The organism is Amycolatopsis sp. NPDC054798, from assembly GCF_053611505.1.
In genome coordinates this window covers 79,630-100,345 of the sequence record NZ_JBSHAM010000008.1, presented here as the reverse complement: position 1 = coordinate 100,345, position 20,716 = coordinate 79,630, and the positions used below count along the sequence as shown (strand labels likewise).

The 20,716-nt window shown below is 69.8% G+C and carries 20 protein-coding genes; 10 read left to right on the top strand and 10 right to left on the bottom strand.

Features of this window, described 5'->3' with window-relative positions:
- Positions 1–187 precede the first annotated feature (187 nt).
- Positions 188–1,150 (bottom strand): alpha/beta hydrolase, encoded by a 963-nt coding sequence (locus ACWGIC_RS07655; RefSeq protein WP_452075084.1) that lies wholly within the window; start codon positions 1,148–1,150, stop codon positions 188–190.
- Between the two features lie 163 nt (positions 1,151–1,313).
- Between ACWGIC_RS07655 and ACWGIC_RS07650 the strand changes: the two genes are divergently transcribed.
- The 3 genes from ACWGIC_RS07650 to ACWGIC_RS07640 all read left to right on the top strand — a co-directional run bounded on the left by ACWGIC_RS07650 (position 1,314) and on the right by ACWGIC_RS07640 (position 3,239).
- The gene (locus ACWGIC_RS07650) at positions 1,314–1,787 is read left to right on the top strand and encodes a MarR family winged helix-turn-helix transcriptional regulator (RefSeq protein ID WP_452075083.1); all 474 of its coding nucleotides are present in this window, start codon (positions 1,314–1,316) and stop codon (positions 1,785–1,787) included.
- A gap of 49 nt (positions 1,788–1,836) precedes the next feature.
- Positions 1,837–2,685: an SAM-dependent methyltransferase gene (locus ACWGIC_RS07645; protein ID WP_452075082.1), complete on the top strand. Its 849-nt coding sequence runs from the start codon at positions 1,837–1,839 to the stop codon at positions 2,683–2,685.
- Between the two features lie 71 nt (positions 2,686–2,756).
- Entirely contained in the window at positions 2,757–3,239 is a 483-nt protein-coding gene (locus ACWGIC_RS07640; RefSeq protein WP_452075081.1) for a hypothetical protein, read from the top strand.
- On the opposite strand, the gene ACWGIC_RS07635 is transcribed toward ACWGIC_RS07640, so the two are convergent.
- Positions 3,203–4,135 (bottom strand): patatin-like phospholipase family protein, encoded by a 933-nt coding sequence (locus tag ACWGIC_RS07635; protein ID WP_452075080.1) that lies wholly within the window; start codon positions 4,133–4,135, stop codon positions 3,203–3,205. The genes ACWGIC_RS07640 and ACWGIC_RS07635 overlap by 37 nt on opposite strands.
- 109 nt (positions 4,136–4,244) lie before the next feature.
- Between ACWGIC_RS07635 and ACWGIC_RS07630 the strand changes: the two genes are divergently transcribed.
- From ACWGIC_RS07630 to ACWGIC_RS07615, 4 genes are all read left to right on the top strand, one after another.
- Complete coding sequence (locus tag ACWGIC_RS07630; protein ID WP_452075079.1) at positions 4,245–4,790, top strand: PadR family transcriptional regulator; 546 nt, start codon at positions 4,245–4,247, stop codon at positions 4,788–4,790.
- Positions 4,790–6,796 (top strand): oxidoreductase, encoded by a 2,007-nt coding sequence (locus ACWGIC_RS07625; RefSeq protein WP_452075078.1) that lies wholly within the window; start codon positions 4,790–4,792, stop codon positions 6,794–6,796. Before ACWGIC_RS07630 ends, ACWGIC_RS07625 begins: the two co-directional genes overlap by 1 nt.
- A 29-nt stretch (positions 6,797–6,825) precedes the next feature.
- Positions 6,826–7,794: a prephenate dehydrogenase gene (locus tag ACWGIC_RS07620; RefSeq protein ID WP_452075077.1), complete on the top strand. Its 969-nt coding sequence runs from the start codon at positions 6,826–6,828 to the stop codon at positions 7,792–7,794.
- Between the two features lie 65 nt (positions 7,795–7,859).
- The gene (locus ACWGIC_RS07615; protein WP_370932474.1) at positions 7,860–8,117 is read left to right on the top strand and encodes an antitoxin; all 258 of its coding nucleotides are present in this window, start codon (positions 7,860–7,862) and stop codon (positions 8,115–8,117) included.
- Between the two features lie 133 nt (positions 8,118–8,250).
- Here ACWGIC_RS07615 and ACWGIC_RS07610 read toward each other — a convergent pair whose 3' ends face one another.
- A complete protein-coding gene (locus ACWGIC_RS07610; protein ID WP_452075076.1) occupies positions 8,251–10,209 on the bottom strand; it encodes an FUSC family protein in 1,959 nt (652 codons plus the stop codon).
- 74 nt (positions 10,210–10,283) lie between these two features.
- Here ACWGIC_RS07610 and ACWGIC_RS07605 point away from each other — a divergent pair, with 74 nt between their 5' ends.
- Both ACWGIC_RS07605 and ACWGIC_RS07600 read left to right on the top strand, forming a co-directional pair.
- Positions 10,284–10,727 carry an SRPBCC family protein gene (locus tag ACWGIC_RS07605; protein ID WP_452075075.1) on the top strand — a complete coding sequence of 148 codons (444 nt, stop codon included), beginning with the start codon at positions 10,284–10,286 and terminating at the stop codon, positions 10,725–10,727.
- An 84-nt stretch (positions 10,728–10,811) separates the two neighbouring features.
- Positions 10,812–11,570 (top strand): polysaccharide deacetylase family protein, encoded by a 759-nt coding sequence (locus tag ACWGIC_RS07600; RefSeq protein WP_452075074.1) that lies wholly within the window; start codon positions 10,812–10,814, stop codon positions 11,568–11,570.
- A gap of 283 nt (positions 11,571–11,853) precedes the next feature.
- Here ACWGIC_RS07600 and ACWGIC_RS07595 read toward each other — a convergent pair whose 3' ends face one another.
- The 6 genes from ACWGIC_RS07595 to ACWGIC_RS07570 all read right to left on the bottom strand — a co-directional run bounded on the left by ACWGIC_RS07595 (position 11,854) and on the right by ACWGIC_RS07570 (position 19,571).
- Entirely contained in the window at positions 11,854–14,442 is a 2,589-nt protein-coding gene (locus ACWGIC_RS07595; RefSeq protein ID WP_452075073.1) for a CHAT domain-containing protein, read from the bottom strand.
- 53 nt (positions 14,443–14,495) lie between these two features.
- A complete protein-coding gene (locus ACWGIC_RS07590) occupies positions 14,496–14,981 on the bottom strand; it encodes a carboxypeptidase regulatory-like domain-containing protein (RefSeq protein ID WP_452075072.1) in 486 nt (161 codons plus the stop codon).
- Positions 14,978–15,583 carry an RNA polymerase sigma factor gene (locus ACWGIC_RS07585; RefSeq protein ID WP_452075071.1) on the bottom strand — a complete coding sequence of 202 codons (606 nt, stop codon included), beginning with the start codon at positions 15,581–15,583 and terminating at the stop codon, positions 14,978–14,980. Before ACWGIC_RS07585 ends, ACWGIC_RS07590 begins: the two co-directional genes overlap by 4 nt.
- A gap of 2,108 nt (positions 15,584–17,691) precedes the next feature.
- Positions 17,692–17,832 (bottom strand): hypothetical protein, encoded by a 141-nt coding sequence (locus tag ACWGIC_RS07580; protein WP_452075070.1) that lies wholly within the window; start codon positions 17,830–17,832, stop codon positions 17,692–17,694.
- A 99-nt stretch (positions 17,833–17,931) separates the two neighbouring features.
- Positions 17,932–18,681: an SGNH/GDSL hydrolase family protein gene (locus ACWGIC_RS07575; RefSeq protein WP_452075069.1), complete on the bottom strand. Its 750-nt coding sequence runs from the start codon at positions 18,679–18,681 to the stop codon at positions 17,932–17,934.
- Between the two features lie 260 nt (positions 18,682–18,941).
- Positions 18,942–19,571 (bottom strand): NAD(P)-dependent oxidoreductase, encoded by a 630-nt coding sequence (locus tag ACWGIC_RS07570; protein WP_452075068.1) that lies wholly within the window; start codon positions 19,569–19,571, stop codon positions 18,942–18,944.
- An 88-nt stretch (positions 19,572–19,659) separates the two neighbouring features.
- Between ACWGIC_RS07570 and ACWGIC_RS07565 the strand changes: the two genes are divergently transcribed.
- Positions 19,660–20,223 carry a TetR/AcrR family transcriptional regulator gene (locus ACWGIC_RS07565; RefSeq protein WP_452075067.1) on the top strand — a complete coding sequence of 188 codons (564 nt, stop codon included), beginning with the start codon at positions 19,660–19,662 and terminating at the stop codon, positions 20,221–20,223.
- Here ACWGIC_RS07565 and ACWGIC_RS07560 read toward each other — a convergent pair.
- Positions 20,220–20,705, bottom strand: a complete 486-nt coding sequence (locus ACWGIC_RS07560) for a GbsR/MarR family transcriptional regulator (RefSeq protein WP_452075066.1) — start codon at positions 20,703–20,705, stop codon at positions 20,220–20,222. The two genes, ACWGIC_RS07565 and ACWGIC_RS07560, sit on opposite strands and share 4 nt — an antisense overlap.
- Between the last annotated feature and the right edge of the window lie 11 nt (positions 20,706–20,716).

The window sequence follows — 20,716 nt, the reverse complement described above, 5'->3', positions numbered from 1 at the left end:
GGCGAATCCAACCTGATCGCACTCAGGTGCACGGGAACCTCCAGGACCGATCGCGCGCCCGGAAGGCGGGACCCGCTGCTCTAAATACGTTTGAGGGGCCATTCTCGTTGTGATCACGTGACGGCCGTCACCCCAGAATGGCCCCGTCAAACTCAGCGGAATCTCAGGATTGCCCGTTCGTCCCTGATTAGTTGCCGAATGCGGCACGCAGCGCCGTGATCGCCTGCGTGATCGCGGCTTCCGCGGCGTGCGTTTCACGAAGCGCGTTCACCATCACGAAGTCGTGGATCACGCCCTGGTACCGCACCGCAGTCACCGGCACGCCCGCCTGACGCAGCTTCGCGGCGTACGCCTCGCCTTCGTCGCGAAGCACGTCCGCCTCGCCGGTGATCACGAGCGCCGGCGGCAGTCCGGCGAGCTGTTCCACAGTGGCGCGAAGCGGCGAAGCGGTGATCTCGGCGCGCTGCGCCTCATCGGTCGTGTACTGGTCCCAGAACCACTTCATGCCTTCGCGGCTGAGGAAGTAGCCCTCGGCGAACTTGGTGTACGACTCGGTGTCGAAGGAAGCGTCGGTGACCGGGTAGAACAGCACCTGCTGCAGGAACTTCACATCCCCGCGCTCCTTCGCCATCAGCGTCAGCGCCGCAGTCATGTTCCCGCCGACGGAGTCGCCCGCGATCGCGATTCGCGTGGTGTCGAGCCCCTTCTCCGCACCGTGCTGGACGACCCACTTCACCGCGGCGTAGTTCTCTTCGATCGCGACGGGGTAACGAACCTCGGGCGAACGGCTGTATTCCGGGAAAACCACTGCCGCGCCGGTACCGGCGGCGAGTTCGCGGACGAGCCGCTCGTGGGTGTGGAAATCGCCGAAAACCCAGCCCGCCCCGTGGATGTAGACAAGCACCGGCAGCTCTCCGGTGACGCCCTGCGGCTTCACGATCCGGACCTCGACGTCGCCGTTCGGTCCACCCGGGACAGTCAGCGTCTCGATGTCGGCGGGGGCCAGTTCGACGTCTCCGTCCTGGACGCCGTCGACCGCCTTGCGGCCCTCGGCGGGCGGGAGCTGGAAGAGGTACGGCGGCTGGTCGGTGGCCTCGGCGAACGCCTGGGCGGCCGGTTCGAGGACGAGGTTCTGCGGGTTCGCGGTCATGGCTTCCTCCGTGGCGGGTCGATCGGACCGGACAAACATAACTCGCAACTTAGTTGTGCACAACTAGATGGCATACGATGAGATATAGAGCACTTGAGTTGCCCTTCTCCGCGGAGCGAGAGAGGATGGAGAGCTGGCGAAGGAAACCCGAGGGAGGCCACCGATGACCAGCCCAGACACCGGAGAAACCGGCTCGCTCCTGCTGGACGACCAGCTGTGCTTCGGCCTGTACTCAGCCTCCCGGGCAGTCACCGCGCTCTACCGCGCGCTGCTCGAACCGCTCGACCTCACCTACCCGCAGTACCTCGTGATGCTCGCGCTGTGGCAGCAGGACGAGCAGCAGGTCAAGGAACTCGGCGCCGCGCTGAACCTCGACTCCGGCACGCTGTCGCCGCTGCTGAAGCGACTGGAGAAGGCCGGGCTGATCAAACGCGAACGCCAATCCGACGACGAACGCTCGGTCCGCATCCGGCTCACCGACGAAGGAACCGCGTTGCGCGCCAAGGCAGAACGGATCCCGCCGCACGTCGGAGCGGCGATGAACCTGGACAACGCCGAACTCGGCCGGATGCGCGCCGCGATGGACCAGCTGACGGCCTCGGTCAACGCCTACCGGGAGTCCTACCGGCCGAGCTGAACGCGACGCCATGGTTAGCATGAGCGCGAGGGCGAGCGTGAGGACGGCGATGAGCACACAGGACGAAGCACTGCGCGCGGTGGAAGCCAGTTTGGACCGGCCGTCGGCGGCCCGGATCTACGACTACTTCATCGGCGGCACCACCAACTACGCGATCGACCGCGTCTTCGCCGAGAAGGTGCGCGAACGGCTGCCGCTGATGGGCGATTACTGCCGCACCAGCAGGCAGTTCCTCGGCCGTGCGGTGCGACAGAGCGTGCGCGAGGGCATCCGGCAGTTCGTCGACATCGGCTCTGGCCTGCCCACCGCGGGCAACGTGCACGAGGTGGCCGACGACGAACGCCCGGAGCACGACACTTCCGTGCTGTACCTGGACAACGAGCCGGTCGCGCTCGCGCATTCGCAGGTGCTGCTCGCCGACACCGCGGACGAGGAGCGGCACCAGGCGATGGCCGCCGACCTCCTGCAGCCCGCCGAACTGTGGGACCGGGTCGCCGATTCGGACGTGATCGACGTCCGGAAACCGGTGGCACTGATCGTCAACGCGGTGCTGCACTTCATCAAGGACGAGCAGGACCCGGACGGCATCCTCGAGTTCTACCGCAAGCAGCTCGCGCCGGGCTCGTTGCTCATCCTTTCCCAGATGACCAACGAAAACCCGGTCGACGACAACGAACGCCAGGCGCTCGTCGACATCATCAAGTACTACGAGTCGACCACGAACCCGGGAATCCTGCGCACGAAGAAGGAGTTCGAGCGGTTCTTCGGCGGCTGGCCGCTGCTCGAACCGGGCCTGGTGTACGCGCCGGCGTGGCATCCGGATGCCGACACGGTGTTCGCGAAGGCGCCGTCGGAGTCTCGGGTGATCGGCGGAGTGGCCCGCAAACCGCAGTCCTGAACGGGTTTTCCCACCCGGCCTCCACCCTCGGGTGGAGGTGCGGGCGGACCTGACCCGGCACTGTTGGCGCTGTGCCGAACACTTTCGACAACATCCTGATCGGCCTGGTCGTCCTGGCCTGGCTGATGTGGCGGCAGCTGCAAGCCCGCCGCGCCGACCGCCCGCCGGTGGTCCTGCTCGTCATCAGCGTGCTGGGCGTCGCCTCTCTCGGCGTCGCCATCGCCAAAACCACGCCGACCACCGCGGCAATCCTTTTGCTGGCCGCCAGTTTCGTGCTCGCCGCCGGATTCGGCGTAGCCCGCGGGTACACCATGCGAATCTGGCGCTCCGACGGAACCCTATGGCGGCAAGGGAATTGGCTCACCGCAGTGCTGTGGCTCGTTTCCTTCGGTGTCCACCTAGGACTCGACTTCGCCGTCGACGCGGTCAATGAAGCGAAAGGGCTCGGCGGCGCGTCAATCCTGCTGTACTTGGCGGTTTCCCTTGTCGCCCAACGACTAACCGTCCGCAGCCGCGCTCACGACGCCTTGCGCAGGACTTCCAGCGCCGCGTAAACCGCGTCCCCGCCCAGTTCCACCGCGCGCCGCAACACAGCCGGATCCCGTTCCAGCAAAACCACATCCGGGGAACCGGCTGGCGGCCGTACGCTCGCCAGCCGCGGATCTTCCCGCAACTGGCGTTCGTCCTCCAGGTCTCGGTGGTACTGCGTGCGCCAAGCGTCGATGGTGCCCGGCGCGTGGCGGCGGAGAAACCGCGGCACGACCACGTCCTGCACGCGCGGCGGCGGCACCGGATGTTCGTCCTCGCGACGGGTCCGCAGCACCAGCACGTCCGTCGCGCCCTGGGCCAGCGCGGTGCGGAACGGCAACGGCTCGGCGATCCCCGCGTCCACGAAACGCCGTCCGCCCATCGCGATCGGCGGACCGGCCAGCACCGGCATGCACGAGGACGCCGCGAGCGCCGCTTTGATCCCGTCCACGTCCTCGATGAACGGGTGCAGATCGGTCGACTCTCCGGAGTCGGCGTCGGTGGCGAGCGGATGGAAACCGGCCGGATTCGCCAGGATCGCCGGGAAATCCATCGGTTCGAGCACCGAGTACACCTGGTGCACGAGGTATTCGAGGTCGACCACCGCCCGGCCGCGCAGGGTGTGCAGCGGGTTGATGATCCGCCGCATGACCGCCGGGTTCCACCAGGTCCGCACGCCGGTCTTGGAGCGCCCGCACAACAGCCACGCGGCGTTGAGCGCACCGGCGGAGGAGCCGTAGACGTCGTCGAACGCGCTCGCGGCCCCGAGTTCTTCGAGCGCGAGGACCATTCCGCTCGAATACGTGCCGCGGCTGCTGCCGCCTTCGACCGCGAGCGCGAGCCGGCGGCCGTCCGTCCGCTGCCCTGGCACGCTTCCTTCGGCGATCCGCGCGGCGAGCAATTCGAGAACCGGGTGCACCACTCCATCTTGATCCTTTTCCCCGCACCGATCGACCCGATTTGCCCCCTCTGCGGGTGACCTAGGTTGCACTCAGTTGCACTGCACCTAGTTGCATATGACACTGTCCGGCATGGCACTGGAGCACGCGATCCTCGTCTCGCTTTCCGAACGCTCCGGCTCGGGCTACGAGCTGGCGCGCCGGTTCGAGAAGTCCATCGGGCTGTTCTGGAGCGCCTCCCACCAGCAGATTTACCGCGTGCTGAAGCGGATGGAGGAGGCCGGCCAGGTCGCGGTCGACGTGGTGGCCCAGGACGGGCGGCCGGACAAGAAGGTCTACACCGTCAGCGAACCCGGCCGGGCCGAACTGCGCCGCTGGCTCGCCGAACCGTCGCCGTCGGCCGGGCCGCAGGAGCTGGCGGTGAAGCTGCGCGGAGCGTCGTTCGGCGACGCCGAGGCGGTCGCCGCCGAGATCGCCCGGCACCGCGACGCGCACGCCGAACGGCTCGACCTGTACCGGCAGATCGAGAAACGCGACTTTCCCGCGCCAGACCGGCTTCGCGGCCGCTCGCTGCATCAGTACCTCGTGCTGCGCGGCGGAATCCGGGTCGAAGAAGGCCAGGTCGAATGGCTGGAAGAAATCCTGACCGCGTTGCGGGCCGACGAGAAGGACGACTGATGACCGAGTACCCGAACCTGCTGTCCCCGCTCGATCTCGGCTTCACGACGCTGCGCAACCGCGTCCTGATGGGCTCGATGCACACCGGTCTGGAGGACCGCGCTTCCCGGTTCCCGCAGCTGGCCGAGTACTACGCCGAACGCGCACGCGGCGGCGTCGGCCTGATCGTCACCGGCGGGTTCGCACCGAATCGCACCGGCTGGCTGTTGCCGTTGGCCTCGAAGCTCTCCACGCCCGCCGAGGCGAAGCACCACCAGCTGCTCACCGGCGCGGTGCACGCCGAGGGCGGCAAGATCGCGCTGCAGATCCTGCACGCCGGCCGCTACGCCTACCACCCGCTGAGCGTTTCCGCGTCGAGCCGCAAAGCCCCGATCAACCCCTTCCGTCCGCGCGCGCTCACCGCGTACGGCGTGCACCGCACCATTCGCGCCTTCGCCGATTGCGCCGCGCTGGCCCGCGACGCCGGATACGACGGCGTCGAGATCATGGGTTCCGAGGGTTATCTGATCAACCAGTTCCTCGCCGAGCGCACCAACCGGCGCACCGACGCCTGGGGCGGCACCGCGGAGAAGCGCCGCCGGTTCGCGGTCGAGATCGTCCGCCGCACCAGGGAAAAAGTGGGTCCGGACTTCATCATCATCTACCGGCTGTCCATGCTCGACCTCGTCGAAGGCGGCCAGAGCTGGGACGACGTCGTCGCGCTCGCCCGCGACGTCGAGGCGGCCGGGGCCACGATCATCAACACCGGGATCGGCTGGCACGAAGCCCGGGTGCCGACGATCGTCACGTCGGTGCCGCGCGGCGCGTTCACCTGGGTCACCGGCAAGCTGAAGCCGCACGTTTCGGTGCCGGTGGTGACCTCGAACCGGATCAACCTGCCGCACGTCGCCGAACAAGCACTCGCCGACGGCGACGCGGACCTGGTCTCGATGGCCCGGCCGCTGCTCGCCGACCCGGACTGGATCCGCAAGGCCGAAACCGGCCGCACCGACGAGATCAACACCTGCATCGCGTGCAACCAGGCCTGCCTCGACCACGCGTTCAGCCGGAAACCGGTGTCCTGCATGGTGAACCCGCGCGCCGGGCACGAAACGACCCTGAACCTGCTGCCGACCCGACGGGCCAAGCGGATCGCCGTCGTCGGGGCCGGACCGGCCGGGCTCGCCACCGCGACCGCGCTCGGCGAACGCGGCCACGACGTCGAACTGTTCGAGGCCGACGACGAAATCGGCGGCCAGTTCGGGATCGCGCAGCGGATCCCGGGCAAGGAGGAATTCGCCGAGACCATCCGGTACTACACCCGGCGACTGGAGGTCACCGGCGTGAAGGTGCACCTCGGCACCCGGGTGACCGCCGCGGACCTGACCGGTTTCGACGAGGTCGTGCTGGCCACCGGCGTCACGCCGCGGGTTCCGGCGCTGCCCGGGATCGACCATCCGAAGGTGCTGTCGTACGTCGACGTCGTGCGGCACGGCAAACCGGTCGGCGAGCGCGTCGCGGTGATCGGCGCGGGCGGCATCGGCGTGGACGTCAGCGAATTCCTCACGCACAGCTCGTCGCCCGCGTTGGATCGCGACGCCTGGATGGCCGAATGGGGCGTCACCGACCCCGCGCTCGCGCCCGGCGGACTGGCGAAACCGAAGCCGGAACCGTCGCCGCGGCAGGTCTACCTGCTGCAGCGCAAGAAGTCGCCGATCGGGGCCGGGCTCGGCAAGACGTCCGGCTGGGTGCACCGCGCGGCCCTGCGCGCCAAGGGCGTGGAAAAGATCAGCGGAGTCTCCTACGACCGGATCGACGACGCCGGTCTGCACCTGACGGTCGACGGCGAACCGCGGCTGCTGGAGGTCGACACCGTGGTGGTCTGCGCTGGCCAGGAATCGGTGCGGGATCTCGTCGGCGCGCTCGGCGACGTGCCGGTGCATGTCGTCGGCGGGGCTGACGAGGCACGGGAACTCGACGCCAAACGGGCTATCGACCAGGGCACCCGGTTGGCCGCCGTCCTGTAGCCGCTTGCGCGCACTGGCAGGATGGCCCCGTGCGAGACGTATGCGTAATCGGGCTCGGGCTCATCGGCGGTTCCCTGCTGCGGGCCGCCGCGGCGAGCGGCAGGACCGTATGGGGAACCACAGTGTCCGAAGTGGACGCTGACGCGGCGAGCCGCGGCGGCTACGACGTCACCACCGACGCCGAAGCCGCCCTGCAACGCGCGGCGGCCGCGGACGCGATCGTGGTCATCGCGGTGCCGCTGCCCGCCGTGGAGAACCTGTTGCGGCAGGTCGCGCAGCACGCGTCGCACTGCATCCTCACCGACGTGGTCAGCGTGAAGGGCCCGATGCTCGACGCGGTCCGCCGCCGCGCGCCGTACACGCGCTACGTCGGCGGGCACCCGATGGCGGGCACCTCGCACTCCGGCTGGCTGGCCGGCGACACCATGCTGTTCCGCGACGCCGCGTGGGTCGTCGGCGTCGAAGAGGAGACCGACCTGACGGCCTGGGCCGAGGTCGCCCGGCTCGTACTGGACGTCGGCGCGCACGCCATACCGCTGCCCGCCGATTCGCACGACGAGACGGTCGCCCGGATTTCGCACCTGCCGCACCTGTTCGCCGCGATCCTCGCCTCGGTCGGCGCACAGGGCGGCCCGCTCGCGATGTCGCTGGCCGCCGGATCGTTCCGCGACGGCACCCGCGTGGCCGGTTCTTCGCCGGACCTGGTCCGCGCCATGACCGAAGGCAACCGCGACGCCCTGCTCCCGATCGTCGACGACGCACTCGGCCGCCTTGGCGCCGCCCGCGGCTCGCTCGCCTCCACCGGCGGCCTCGCCGCGACCATCAACGCAGGTCACGAAGGCGCCTTGGCGCTGGAAGCGGCCCGCGACGCGGCTCTGTCCGGCGTCCGCATCGACCTCACCGCCGCCGACGCCCGCGAAGGACTCGTCGCACTCGGCGAACGCGGCGGCCGGATCACCGGCCTGGACGGAGCCGTCGCACTCGGCGAAGTGTCTTGACTTGCCTGAAACGCCTGCTGTGTGACGATTGAAGCCTCTCAATCCCAACCCCGCGGAGGCATTCGATGGGCATCAACTTCGACGAGCTCAAGAACAAGGCGACCGAGGCGCTGCGCGAGAACAGCGGCAAGCTCGAGCAGGGTCTCGAGAAGGCGGCCGAATTCGCGAAGTCCAAGGTCAGCGGCCACGACTCGCAGATCGACGGCGGCGTCGACAAAGCCAAGGACCTGCTCGGCAAGGTCACCGGCAAGAACGAAGAAGGCGGCGAGAAGCCCGAAGACGGCCCGAAGCCCGAGGGCGGCCAGCCCGGCGGACAGCAGTAACCCTCCGCCTCCAGGTTGGGCCCCGGTCGCGCCCCAATGTGGCATTGGGTGCGTCCCACGCACCCAATGTGGCATTCGGTGCATCTCACGCACCCAATGCCACATTGGGGCGCTCTTGGCGTAAGTGCGCGGCTCAGGTGCGCCGGTGGTACGGCAGGAACCGGCGCACCAGCCGCAGCGGCGACCGTTCCACCAGGTCCGGCCCGCGCACCGCGTCGAAGGTCGAGCCGAGCTGGTCCACCACCCCGGCGAGCCGCGGGTTGTCCGGCATCGGCACCGAATCCGGGTCCCGCTGCTCGCGGACCGCGGAAGCCAGCTCCGCCAACGCGTCGGTGAGCAACTCGATGTCCGCGGGCGACGGAGCTGGCGCGCCCTCGCCGATCGTCACGCCGACCTCGGTCACCGCGTCGGTCACCCGCTCCAGTCCCGCGATCACCGGCCACCACGCCACCGCCTGTCGTCCAGCCGGCGATGGCTCCACGATCACCTGCTGAAACGCCGTCCGCAGGTCCGCGAGCGCGCGGTACGCCCCGCGCCGGGCACGGGACCGGGCGAGCCGCGCTTCGCTGGTCGAGTTCAGCACCATCGCGGTGCGGACGTACGTGGCGACCGTGTCGAAACTGTCCGCGAGCCGTCCGCCGACGGTCGGCCGGCGCGAACCCGGCCACAGCAGATAGCCGAAGACGAGCACGATCACACAGCCGATCACGGTGTCGACCAGCCGCGCCAGCACGACGGTCCAGCTGCCGGTGTTGGCGAGGTCCATCTGCAGGATGATCAGCGGCGTCACGAAGGTGCCGAGCATCCCGTAATTGCGCACCTTCCCGACCGCGGCCCCGCCGGCGAACACCGCGATCAACGCCACCAGTACCCAGCCGCGCGCGCCGAACGCGAGCACCACCGCGCCGATCCCGACCCCGGCGACCGTGCCCAGCCCGCGCAGCACCGCGCGGCCGAACACCGAACCGAAGTCCGGTTTGAGCACCACACCGACGGTGAGCGTGATCCAGTACGACCGCTCGAACGGCACCAGCAGCGCCACCACTTCGGCCACCGCGACGCACAGCGTGAGCCGCAGCGTCGCCACCCAGGTCAGCGGTCCGGAGAGCCCGCTCGCCCACTCACGCACGCGACGCACCAGCGAGACCTTCTTGCGGCGCTTGCGGTCATCGAGCTTCCCGATCCGCGCCAGCCCGGCGTAAAGCGCGCTGACCACCGCGTCGGCGTTCTCGTCCGGCAATTCGGGCGCGGGCGGCAGCGGCTGGCTCGCCAGCACCGACGCCGCCACGCGCGTCAGGTAGCCGATCACCTCGTCCGGCGCGCGCTGTCCGGCGTTGACCATCGCGACCGACGCCTCGACCGCGGGCGTCGTCGCGGACAGCCGGTTCAGCAGCCGTCGATACGCCGCGTCGCGACCGGACAGCCAGGAACGCGCGACCAGCAAACGGTCGTACGCCGTGCTCATGGCGGTGGTCAGCTGATGGCGCGCAACCCGCGAAGTCGGTTCGTCCTCGGCCGACAGCATCGCCGCGAGTTCGATGTAGACCTGCGCGACGGCAGTGCGTTCAGGACTTGTCGCGCGGAGCGTCCAGGTGCCGAGCGCGACCAGCAGCCCCCAGCCAGCGCCCGCGCAGAAGTAGCCGAAGAGCACTTCGGTGCGTACGCCGGTCGCGTGCTGCGCGGTGCCGAGGACGCAGAAGACGAACATCTGCAGTCCGGCCACCGAAGCGTTGCTGCCCGCCGCGCTGATGAGCGCGGAAATCGCCGCCACGACGACGATCGCCGGGATCGACCAGGCAGGCATGCCGCCGGTCAGCAACCCGAGGAGGTACCCGACCGCGGCGGCGAACGTCGCCCCGCCGAGCCGACGCGCGCGGTAGCGGTAAGCACCGGCCGCCTCGGACAGCACAGTCGGCAACGCGCCGGTCGAGATCAGCGCGCCCACTGCGATGTCTCCCGCCGCGTACGCGACCGCCAGCGGAGTAGCCAGTGCTACCACCGCGCGAGCGACCATGTTCCACGGAATGGGAACCGGTTTCGAACGCAGAAGTTGCGTCAGCCAGTGGGGCGCGGCGAAGTCGGGGCGGCTCACCGCTCCATCTTGACCTACCGTGGCCCTCCGGGATTGATTTGTCACACGGTCAACAACGTGTTCAGGGAGCTTTCATGCCAGGTCGCAGGTACTCGTTCGAGGTGAACCGGGTCAGCACCGCCCCTCCGTCAGCACTGTTTCGCCTGGAAAGCGACGGGACGCTGTGGTCGACGTGGGCGCGGCCGCTCGTCTGGCAGTCCCGCTGGGCGGTGCCCGGCGACGGAGGTGTCGGGGCTGTCCGGGAAGTCGGATTGTGGCCGGTTCTGCTCCGCGAAAAGACTCTCGAATACGTACCGGATCGGCGGCACGTCTACACATTCGACGGTCCCGGCCCGGTCCACGACTATCGTGCGGAGGTGGCGTTCACCCCGAACGCCGACGGCGGCACGGATCTCAGGTGGACGGGTTCGTTCGCCGAACGCATCCCCGGAACGGGTCCGGTAGCCCTCGCAGCGTTGCGCGGCGTGATCGGATTTTTGGCCACCAGGTTGGCCAAAGCGGGCAATCAGGCTGCCTGAGCGGGTGCGTTGCGCCACAACGATCAACTCCCGCCAGAGCACAGACGTCATCCCCTCGGGTGACCCCGAGGGAAAGGAAGCAGCATGGCGAAGCGGTGGCTGGCGGCGGCATTGGCCGGTCTGCTCGTGCTGTCGGCGTGCTCCAGCCCGGAATCGGAGCAACCCCCGCAACAGGCGAACCCCGGGCCGGGGGCCGCGAAGCCGGGTCCGCCGCCCGGGCCGTACCCGTTCGGCACCGTGCAGCAGAAGGCACCGGCGATCCAGGACGGCAAGGCCCCCGTGATCCGTCGCGTGAAGACCGACAAACCGTACGTTTTCATCACCATGGACGACGGCGCGGTGAAGGACCCGTCGGCGCTGAGCCTGATCCAGCAGTCCGGCGGGCATCCGGTGCTGTTCCTGAACAACCGGTACGTGAAGGGTCACGAGGCGTACTTCAAAGCCATCCTGGACTCGACCGGCGCGGTGCTCGGCGACCACACGGTCAACCACCCGAACCTCAAGGGCAAACCGCTGGACTTCCAGAAAAAGGAAATCTGCGACGACGCCGACGACTTCCAGAAGTCGCTCGGCGTGCGCCCGGTCCTGTTCCGCCCGCCGTTCGGCAACTACGACCAGAACACGCTGACGGCCGCCGCGATGTGCGGAATGCGCGCGACGGTCCTGTGGACCGCCTCGGTCAACGACGGCGTCGTCCAGTTCCAGGTCGGCGACCGCCTCCGCCCGGGCGACATCGTGCTGATGCACTTCCGCAAGACGTTCAAGGAAGACTACGAAGCCTTCATCGCGCAGGCCAAAAAGGACGGTCTGACGCCGGTCCCGCTGGCCGACTTCCTCGGCTGAGCTGGCACGCCGCGCGTCGACGACCCTGGTGCGCGGGGGTGCCGGTTCTAACCGGCGGCAGCACTCACGAGACCCGGCCCAAACCCGCCGCCCCACCATTCCCCTCGCCTCGTCGTGCGCGGCAACGCCGGTTCTAACCGGCACCAACACTCACAAGACCCGACCCAAACCCGCCGCCACACCACTCCCCCACCTCGTCGTGAGCGGCAACGCCGGTTCTAACCGGCACCAACACTCACGAGCCCGCCGCCCGCCGCCCGCCGTCCACCGCCTTCGGGCGCGCTCAGCCAGCCCCGAGGCACACGAACGGCCGCCGCATCGGGTCCACCGCCACCGCTTCGGCCAGTGCCAGCGCGGGAGAAGTCCCCTCGGCGAGCCGCCGGTGCAGGTCCGCCATCGTGTCCGCCGCCGCCCGGTCGCCGACCCTCGCCACCGCGCCGATGACCGTCCGCGAACCGCTCGCCAGCAGCGTCCCGGCGAAACCCAGCGCTTCCTCGCCTGGCCGGATGTGGCTCATCGCCAGCTCGCACGCGGCCAGCACCACCCGCTCCGGCGGGTTCGCGAGCCGGGTCGTCTCGTGCGCGAACAGCGGGCCGTCCACCAGCTCGACGCGCGAGAACAACGCGTTCGCCGGTTCGTGCGCGCCGTGCGCGACCAGGTGCGCCAAGCGGGTCCCGTCCAACGCGGTCAGAACCGTGGCGCTCGTCGCGGCGTCGCCCTCGACCAGCCGCGCGTCCGGATACACCGAGCGCAGCTTGCTCACCTCGCCGACCGCGCCCGGCACCCCGGGGCCGCCCGCGAGCAGCACCGGGCCGTCCTCGGCCGGACGTTTCGCGGTGATCCACGCGGTCGCCGACGGAGCGATCGACACCGGATGCCCGCGCAGCGACGGCAACGCTCCCCACGGCATCGCGTACAGCTGGCCGATCGGGACGATCACCAGCTCCCGATCGTCGAGAGTTTTGACCAGGGACGCGGAAATCAGCGCGTCGAGCTTCTCCGCCCGGCGGCGCGCGGACGCGGACACCGTCTCGGCCAGCATCGGCGGCAGATGGTCCGGCGCGAGCGCGTCGAGGTCGGCGTGCAGCTGGGTCGCGGTCTCCACGATGTCGTCCAGCGGGCCCAGTTTGAGCAGCCGGAACGTGCCGCGGTCGACGACCACCGAGTACAGCTGATTGTTGTAGGGCACCAAACTCACCAGCACGCGGTCCCCGAGCGCGGCGACGACCTCGTCCGGCGTCGCGACCGGACGCGGACGGCCCCACTGGCTCGTGTACCAGCCGAGCCTGCTCGCCTCGCGCTGCAGCGCGGTGTACCGCTGCTCCAGCGCCTTCACCGGCTCGCCCTCCAGCCGGGCGCGCTGAATGGTGCGCTGGACGTGCCGCATTTCGTTGATGTGCTTGGCCAGCACCGGATCCTCGATCACCGGCAGCGGTTCGTACCGGTAAACCTGCGCCCGGGTGCGTTCGAGCCACGCGAACATCCGCCGGGCGCCGGCCGCGTTCCGCCGCGCGCGCCGGAGCACGAGCCGCATCGCCAGCCGTCCCAGTTCCTCGCCGTGCACGGCCGTGCCGCACAACAGGTCGAGTCCGCCCATCCGGTCGCGGATCGTGCCGAGTTCGCGCAGTCCGGCGCGGGCCTGTGCGAGCGCCGCGCGCGGCCGGTCCTCGGCGACGGCCAGCTCCGCCCGGCACAACCGGAACAGCATCCGGTGGTCGATCGGCGACGTCACGCGCGGCGCGGGCACGTGTTTGAGAACGAGCGACGCTTCGGCGATTTCCTTGCGGCGGATCAGCAATCGCACCGCGAAGAGCCGGGCGACCGCCGCCTCGTCGCGCAGCCCGAGCGCGGCCAGCCGTTCGGCGATGGAGACGAGTTCGGCGGGCAACCGCGAGGTAGAGCGTCCTTCGCGGTCCGACAGCACCTGCTGCGCTTCCGCGCGAAACCGTGCCAGACCGGCGATCTCGGCCCAGGTTCGATTGCCGCGGCGGAGAAATCGGCGGCGCGCGTCCGACGCGGATTTTCGCGCCAGCGCGAAATCGCCCTCCAGCAACGCGGCGGCGGCCCGCGCGACCTCGGCTTCCGCGATGTGCTGGCCGGATCCGTTGGCGCGCAACTCCGGCAGCGCTTCGTCGAGGTGCTTGCCCGCCTCGTCGGCGAGGCCCGCGGTGAGCAGCGCGCGGGCCTGGTCGAGCCGGATCAGCGGGATCGACCCTGGCGATTCGGTGACGAGGATCCGGGCGGCTTGTTCGTAGCTGGACAGCGCCTGCGGGACGTCGCCGATGAGCTGCGCGTGGTCGCCGAGGTTTTGCCGGATTTTGCCTTCGAGCCGGGTGTGCCCGTTCTCGCGGGCGAAGCCGAGCGCGCGCTCGAGGTCGGCCTGCGCGGCGTTCGGCTGGTTCAGCGCCATGTGCACCAGCGCCCGGTTGCTGAGCATGATGACCAGGGTGCGGCGGCCGTCGTCGAATTCGGCCTCGATCCCGGGCAGCACCTCGTCGTACACCGCAAGCGATTCGCTGAACCGGCCGCCGCGCATCAGCACCACCGCGCGCTGGCCGGTGACCATTAACCCCAGTTCGCGGGCAGCATTGCTCTCCGGGAGCTGATCGCGCAGCTGCCGCGCGGTTTCCAGATGCGCGAGACCGGCGTCGGTGGAGGCGACCTCGGCTTCGGCCGCGCCGAGGCTCACCAGCACCCGCACCTGCAGTTCACGGTGCTCGGGCAGTGGTTCGACGACGCGCGCCAGCCGCGTGAGCGCACTGCGGAACAACCGCACCGCGATGCCTGGCCGCTGGTCGGACGCGGCGGCCCGGCCGCGCGCGTACAGATCGGACGCCGCCGCGATCGTACGATCATGGACGGGCGCGGACACGGACTCTATGGGAGCACACCTCCGCCACTCTCCATAACGCCCGTCCGGGTTTCTCAGAGCACGACGGTCGGAGTGACGACGGTGCGGCGGTGCGCGCCGGCGCCGAGGTGCACGAGGATCTGCGTGGTTCCGCAGGGGACGCGTTCGAGCACGAACCGGCCGCCCTCGTCGGTCGCGGTCGCGAACGTGCCGTGATCGGCGACCCGGACCTCCACGTCGTACTCGCCCGCGGGCGCGAGCCAGCCGTCGATCCGGTGCACCTTCCCGATTTTGGTCAGGTTGATCATCACGGTCAGGTCGCTGACGGTGAACGTGATCGTCCCGGTCGCCGTGCTGCGCACGCCGGCCAGTTCGTCGAGCCGTTCCCAGCGCGCGACCTCGACGTCGAGGTTCTCGAGTTCGAGCGCGAACTGGACCCGGTGCACCAGATCGTCCGGCGGAGGGTCGATTTCGTCGAGGAACCGGCCGATGTCCGCCAGAATGGCTTCATCGTCCGGAATCGCGTGGCCGTGTCCCGGCCTGCCGATGTCGTCGCTCACCGGCCACCCCCTTCTCCTGCGAGCAGATCACGCATCGAGTCGAGGCAGCGGCCCCTGGTGGGCCCGACGCTGCCGCGCGGCATCTGCATGGCCTCGGCCACCGCGCGGTACTCCGCACGGCCGGCGAGGACGGTCAGCCGCAGCAGCTCCTGGCAGCGTGCGGGCAGCCGGAGGAAGGCGCGCCAGACCCGACGGTCCCGGTCGGCGCGGACGGCTTCCTCCTCAGGCGCGGGATGATCGCTCTCCAGCGTCGCGGCCACCTCGTCCGACAACGGCACCGGCTGCGCACGCCTGCCGTAGGGACGGGTCGCCTCGCGGCGAGTCGTGGTGATCAGCCACGCGGCGAGCGCGCGCGGATCGCGCAGCTTCGCGAGCTGGCTGAACAAGGCGAGCCACACCGTCTGCACGACGTCCTCGGCCACTTGCCGATCCAGCCCGTTGGCGCGCGCGACATGCCACACGAGCGGCGTCAGCTCGTCGACAAGCTTCGTCATAGCGCGCCGATCCCCGCCCTGCGCCGCTTTCATGCACGCGGCGTGCAGGTCGGCGCCGGTCAAGCCTTCCCAGGGCGGGTCTACCTCGGTGGTGTGCACGTCGGTCACCGTAGCTGCCTCACTCCGGAGGTGGGCCGACCTGGGCGAGCAAGCCTCCGGTCGTGTCGGCACGGCCGGGCTCGTCGCGGGTCGCCTCTCCGGTCGGGTACCGGGTCGATCGTGGATGGTGCGCGCTCTTTCACTGGGGTCGGTGGTGCGGATGGGGTCGAGGGGCACGGTGAGTGCCCGGTGAGTGGGCTCTTTGTTGAGGAGCAAACAACTGGCGCTGGGATACATCAATCTCTGACTTTTTTCGGGTTGGTTTTTCGCGAAGCCGGTTTCGGGGCGGCTTCGGTGCTGTTGTGGTGCTGCTTCGGTGCGGTCGCCGCGCGGCATGCGGTGCGGTTTCGGTACTGCTAGGTGCGTCTTCGGTGCAGTCGCCGCGCGGTTTCGGTGCACTGTGGTGGTGGTGTTCGCGCAGTCCGGCTTGCCCTTTCGGACCCGCACGGTCCCAACGGACCGGTCGGGGTGCCGGGGCACGACCGGCTGGGCTCCCCCTCCAGCACAGCCGTGCCCCGACAGCTAAGTCGGACCCGATGAGTCCCCCAACGACCCATCGCGGCCCCGCCGGCCCGGCTCGGCCGGACGGATCCACCCTCAAATCCGCCCGTCCCGCACCAGACCGGAAGCTGTCCGCCGATTCACCCGGTCCAGAACGGACCGCCCCGCCAGCCAGTCCGGGATTTCTCCGTCCCCGAACCGGCCCGCGCGACCGTCCGCAGAACCGCGGCCCCGTCGGATCGGCCGCGAGCACGGCCGGATCGATCCCTCCCCCGGATCCATCCGGCCGGTTCAGCTCGAAGGCCGACCCGCCAGTCCCTCACCACCCCGCCGGCCGAGCGGATCCCTCCCCCGAATCCGTCCAGCCGATCCAGCCAGGTCAGCTCTTCGGTCCGGGTTGGCTGAGCGGATTCCTCCCCGAACCCGCCCGGCCGAACCGGACCGCAAGCCGACCTGTCGGTCCGCCGGACCAGCCCGCGCACCTGCCGACCCCACGAGCCCCTCCCCGGACCCGTGCAGCCGGACAGGCCAGCAAGCCACTCCGGCAATCCCGCCGAACCAGTCCGCGAAACCCGCCGACCGGACAGATCCCTCCCCGAGACCCGCACAGCCGTAGAGGCGCGCACCAACCCGACAGTTCCGCCGAACCAGCCCGCGAACCCGCCAGCTGGCCAGATCCCTCCCCGGACCTGTCCCACCGCGCCAGTTCGCAAGCCGATCCTGCTGGGCCTGGCCGCAAACCCGCCAGCCGGACAGGCCCTCCCCAGGCCCGCCCAACCGCGCCAATTCGCAGCCAAGCCCGCCGGACTCACCCGCGAAGCCCGCTAGCCGAACCGGCCCTCCCCGAGCCCGTCCAGCCACGCCAGCCCGCAAGCCAACCCGGCAAATCCCGCCGAACCGGCCCGCGAAGCCCGCCAGCCGAACAGGCTCTCCCCGGACCTGTCCAACCGCGCCAACCCGCGAGCCAACCCGGCAAGCCCCGCCGAACCGGCCCGCGAAGCCCGCCAACCGGCCAGATTCCTGTCCAGTCGCGGGAGCCCGCCAGCCAATCCGGCAAGTTCTGCCGAACCAGTCCGCGAAACCCGCCGACCGAACAGATCCCTCCCCGAGACCCGCACAGCCGGACAGGCACGCACCAACCCGACAGTTCCGCCGAACCAGTCCGCGAAGCCCGCCAGCCAAACAGATCCCTCCCCGGACCTGCCCAGCCGCGCCAACCCGCGAGCCGGTCCTGCTAGGCCTGGCACCCGCCGTTCCGGTCGGCTCGGCGGCCGGCCGGGTCCCCTCCGAACCCGTCCGGCCGCGCCGGGTCCCCCAGACCCGGGCCGAGCGGAACCGGACCGGCGGGGTTGCCAGTCCCTGTTGTCACGTCCCATCTCTCACTTCGCACCGGCCGCCGGCCTGGTCGCCCCCTTTTGTGCCGACCAGGTCGCCGGTCCAGTGCGTTCGCGCGGGTGCGCACCGGCCGACGAGAGCTGCTCGCCCGCGCCGACCGGTACTCCCCGCCCCCATGGGGCCCGCTTCCCGGCGGGCCCCGCCGGACGGAGTTCCTCCCCGAACCCCTCCGGCTGGCGGCGTCCGGCAGCCCCCTCGGCTCCCGGGCGTCGCCCGTCTGGCTATTTGGCGTTGCCGGTGTCGTCGAGCGGCTCGTGGTTGCCGTCCGGCTGCACTCCCCGGTTCGCCCCGGGTGCGGGGCTGGTCTTGACGGGCGGAACGGTGGTTCCCGGCTGCCGCTCGTCCTTCTGATCCGCAGGCATGTGGCCCTCCCTTTCCTTGGTTCGCCCTTTAGGACGCATCCAGAGTGCGCCTAGATACACGGAGCGCCAAAGTTTTTGGGAATTTTGTGAACCTGCCGGTCAGGACGGCCGCGTCACCTCCCCCGGATGCCAACCGTCAGTGACGATCGGTAACCCCTCCGAGAGCGCTTCTGCCCAGGCGCGGTAACCGAGCGGGCCGGGATGGAAACGGTCGGCAGCGAACATCCCCGGACGGAGCAGTCCGGGCACCAACGGGACGTGCGTGACCCCGGGAAGCCGGGTCAGCGTGCGCGCCGCCCGGTCGAGCGCGACGGACCGCGCGCCGAGCACGTCGCGGAGCGGCCGGGGCAGGGACGGGAAACTCGACAGCGGCGGCACGCCGGCGAGCAGGACCGGGACGTCGCCCACCTGCCGGCGCACCTCGACGATGATCGCCAGCAGATCCCGCCGGAACCGCGCGGCCGAGTGCAGCTCCAAGGTGTCGTTCACGCCGAGGACGACGACCACGACGTCAGCCGCCCGGACGCGTGGAACCAGCTCGTCGAGGACCACCCGCGCCGAGGCTCCGGTGATGCCCAGCGCGTGCCACTGCACCTCCCGGTCCGGGTACGCGCGGGCAAGTCCCACCGCGAGCTGACCGGTGAGCGCGTCGGCGTGGGTGAGCGCGCCGACGCCGTCCACTGTCGATTCGCCGATCACGGTGAGCCGCAGCGGTCGCCCGGCGCCGAACGAGCCCTCGATCGGCCCGTCGGCGCCGGGGAGCCGAGGAGTCGTCCGACGCACCCGGACAGCCTGTGCGACGAGCACGGGTGCCATCAGAAAGAGGAGGAACAGACGGAGAACTGCCATGCCTCCGACAGTAACGAGGGGCTACGACAGATCCGGGTCCGCCGAGGGAGTTGTCCACAGGGGATGTGAGTTGTGGACAACCCTGGGGATAGTTTGGGGACAGCGGTCGGCGGCGAGGTCTGCCAGGCGCAGCCCAGCCAGGCATCCGGCTACCCAGCATCCGTCTGCAACTGCCGACAGAACTGCCTAGCCACCGAAGCGTTCGCAGGCAAAACCCCGTCATCACACCCAAGGTGTCGGCAACCGCAGACAGCCCGAGATCACTGAGAGATCGACACCGTCTTCCCCGCCAAAGACTCGTCCTCGGCCGCGTCCAGCAAGTACCGGGCCACGTTCGCCCGCGGGATCTGGAAACTCCCCCGCACATCCCGCCCCACCTGGCTGCGCACCCGGGCTCGCGCGGGTTTGTCCGTCAGCCTCGTCGGGCGCACGATCGTCCACCGCACCTCCGGCGCCTCGTGCAGGATCGACTCCATCAACCGCAGGTCGGCGTATCCGTTGCGCAGCACCGCACCCAGCAACGGCTTCAGCAACAACCGCGAGAACAGGCTGTCTCCCTCCGCGGGCAAGCCGGACGCGCTCACCACCACGAACCGCGTCTGGGACCCGCGCAGCGCGGACACCACGGAGCGAGTCCCGTCCGAGTTGACCGTCGTCGGTTTGAGGTCCGTGGGACCAACGGCCAGGACGACAGCGTCACGGCCGGTCACCGCGTCGGCCAGATGAGGATCGGTCAAAGCGTGAACCGCGACGTCCAATCGGGGGTGCGCGGGGACGGTCAACCGCGCGGGGTCGCGGACCACGGCGGTTACGTGCCATCCGCGCGCCAGCGCTTCCCGCACCGCCAGGCCGCCGATCCGGCCGCTCGCGCCTAGGACGGTGATCTTCATGAGAGGCCTCCAAAGGGGGGTGAGCAAACACTTACCAGCTAGGGTGAGTGAACACTCACCACGCTGAGAAGACCCTCAGGGAGCACGCATGGGAAGCCGCGAAGAGATCGTCGCCGCAGCAGCGACGGTCATGCGGGAGCAGGGGTACGCGCACGCCACGACGAAGGCGATCGCGCAGGCCGCGGGCTACTCGGAAGCCTTGTTGTACAAGCACTTCCGCGACAAGACCGCGCTCTTCCTGGCAGTGCTGAAAGAAGAGCTGCCCGACCTCGCCGCCACCGCGACGAGGCTCGCCGAAGCTCCCGGGAAGGCGGAATTCAGCGACAATCTCGCCGAGCTGACCACCACGGCGCTGGCCTTCTACTGCGCGAGTTTTCCGATCTCCGTCTCGATCTTCTCCTCGCGCGAGCTGCTCCGCACCCACCGGGACACGCTCGAAAACGGCCCCGACCTGCCGATCCAGTACGTCGCCGGCTACTTCGCCGCCGAGGTCGAGCTAGGCAGGCTACCGAGCGACCTCGACGTCGAGGCGACGGCCCGGCTGCTGCTCGGCGCGTGTTTCCAGGAGGCGTTCCTCGCATCCTTCGAGGAACGCCCGCCGCGGCCCGACCTGGTGAACCGGCTCGTTGCGACGCTCGGAAAGATCGGCTAGTCCCGGTTCTTCCGCAGCTCGTGCCAGCGCTCGTACAGGTTGTTGACCTCGACCAGCATGAACGCCAGGAAGTCCCGCATCTCGGCCAGCCGCTTGCCCGCGGGAGTCTCCGGGCCGAGCGCGTCGATGCCTTCGGTGGCCGCGTCCCGCCACATGATCAAGAACCGGTCGCGCTTGAGGAAGGTCGCGTACCAGAGGTCGTCGTAGAGCTCGTAGTGGTCGCGGCGCTCGCCGGGTTCGCGAACCTTCCGCACCATGCCGACCTGGTCCAGGTACCGCACCGCGCCGGAGATCGCGGCCGGGCTCACCGACAGCTGTTCGGCCAGTTCGGCGGCGGTCAGCCGGCCGGAGTCCGTCGTCATCAGTGCCGCGAAAACCCGCGCGGACATGCGTTGCATGCCGATCTCGGACATCACCAGCCCGAGGCTCTCGACGTAGCGGCGGACGGCGTCCTCGTCCCTCTTCGTCTCAGGCGTCGTCATCCGTCCATCCT

Excerpts from the sequence above, each read along its gene's own strand:
- ACWGIC_RS07565 (WP_452075067.1), top strand. The coding sequence starts at position 19,660 with ATGGGAAGCCGCGAAGAGATCGTCGCCGCAGCAGCGACGGTCATGCGG.
- ACWGIC_RS07580 (WP_452075070.1), bottom strand. The coding sequence starts at position 17,832 with ATGCCTGCGGATCAGAAGGACGAGCGGCAGCCGGGAACCACCGTTCCG.
- ACWGIC_RS07615 (WP_370932474.1), top strand. The coding sequence starts at position 7,860 with ATGGGCATCAACTTCGACGAGCTCAAGAACAAGGCGACCGAGGCGCTG.
- ACWGIC_RS07625 (WP_452075078.1), top strand. The coding sequence starts at position 4,790 with ATGACCGAGTACCCGAACCTGCTGTCCCCGCTCGATCTCGGCTTCACG.
- ACWGIC_RS07600 (WP_452075074.1), top strand. The coding sequence starts at position 10,812 with ATGGCGAAGCGGTGGCTGGCGGCGGCATTGGCCGGTCTGCTCGTGCTG.
- ACWGIC_RS07655 (WP_452075084.1), bottom strand. The coding sequence starts at position 1,150 with ATGACCGCGAACCCGCAGAACCTCGTCCTCGAACCGGCCGCCCAGGCG.
- ACWGIC_RS07630 (WP_452075079.1), top strand. The coding sequence starts at position 4,245 with ATGGCACTGGAGCACGCGATCCTCGTCTCGCTTTCCGAACGCTCCGGC.
- ACWGIC_RS07650 (WP_452075083.1), top strand. The coding sequence starts at position 1,314 with ATGACCAGCCCAGACACCGGAGAAACCGGCTCGCTCCTGCTGGACGAC.
- ACWGIC_RS07570 (WP_452075068.1), bottom strand. The coding sequence starts at position 19,571 with ATGAAGATCACCGTCCTAGGCGCGAGCGGCCGGATCGGCGGCCTGGCG.
- ACWGIC_RS07605 (WP_452075075.1), top strand. The coding sequence starts at position 10,284 with ATGCCAGGTCGCAGGTACTCGTTCGAGGTGAACCGGGTCAGCACCGCC.
- ACWGIC_RS07645 (WP_452075082.1), top strand. The coding sequence starts at position 1,837 with ATGAGCACACAGGACGAAGCACTGCGCGCGGTGGAAGCCAGTTTGGAC.
- ACWGIC_RS07560 (WP_452075066.1), bottom strand. The coding sequence starts at position 20,705 with ATGACGACGCCTGAGACGAAGAGGGACGAGGACGCCGTCCGCCGCTAC.
- ACWGIC_RS07575 (WP_452075069.1), bottom strand. The coding sequence starts at position 18,681 with ATGGCAGTTCTCCGTCTGTTCCTCCTCTTTCTGATGGCACCCGTGCTC.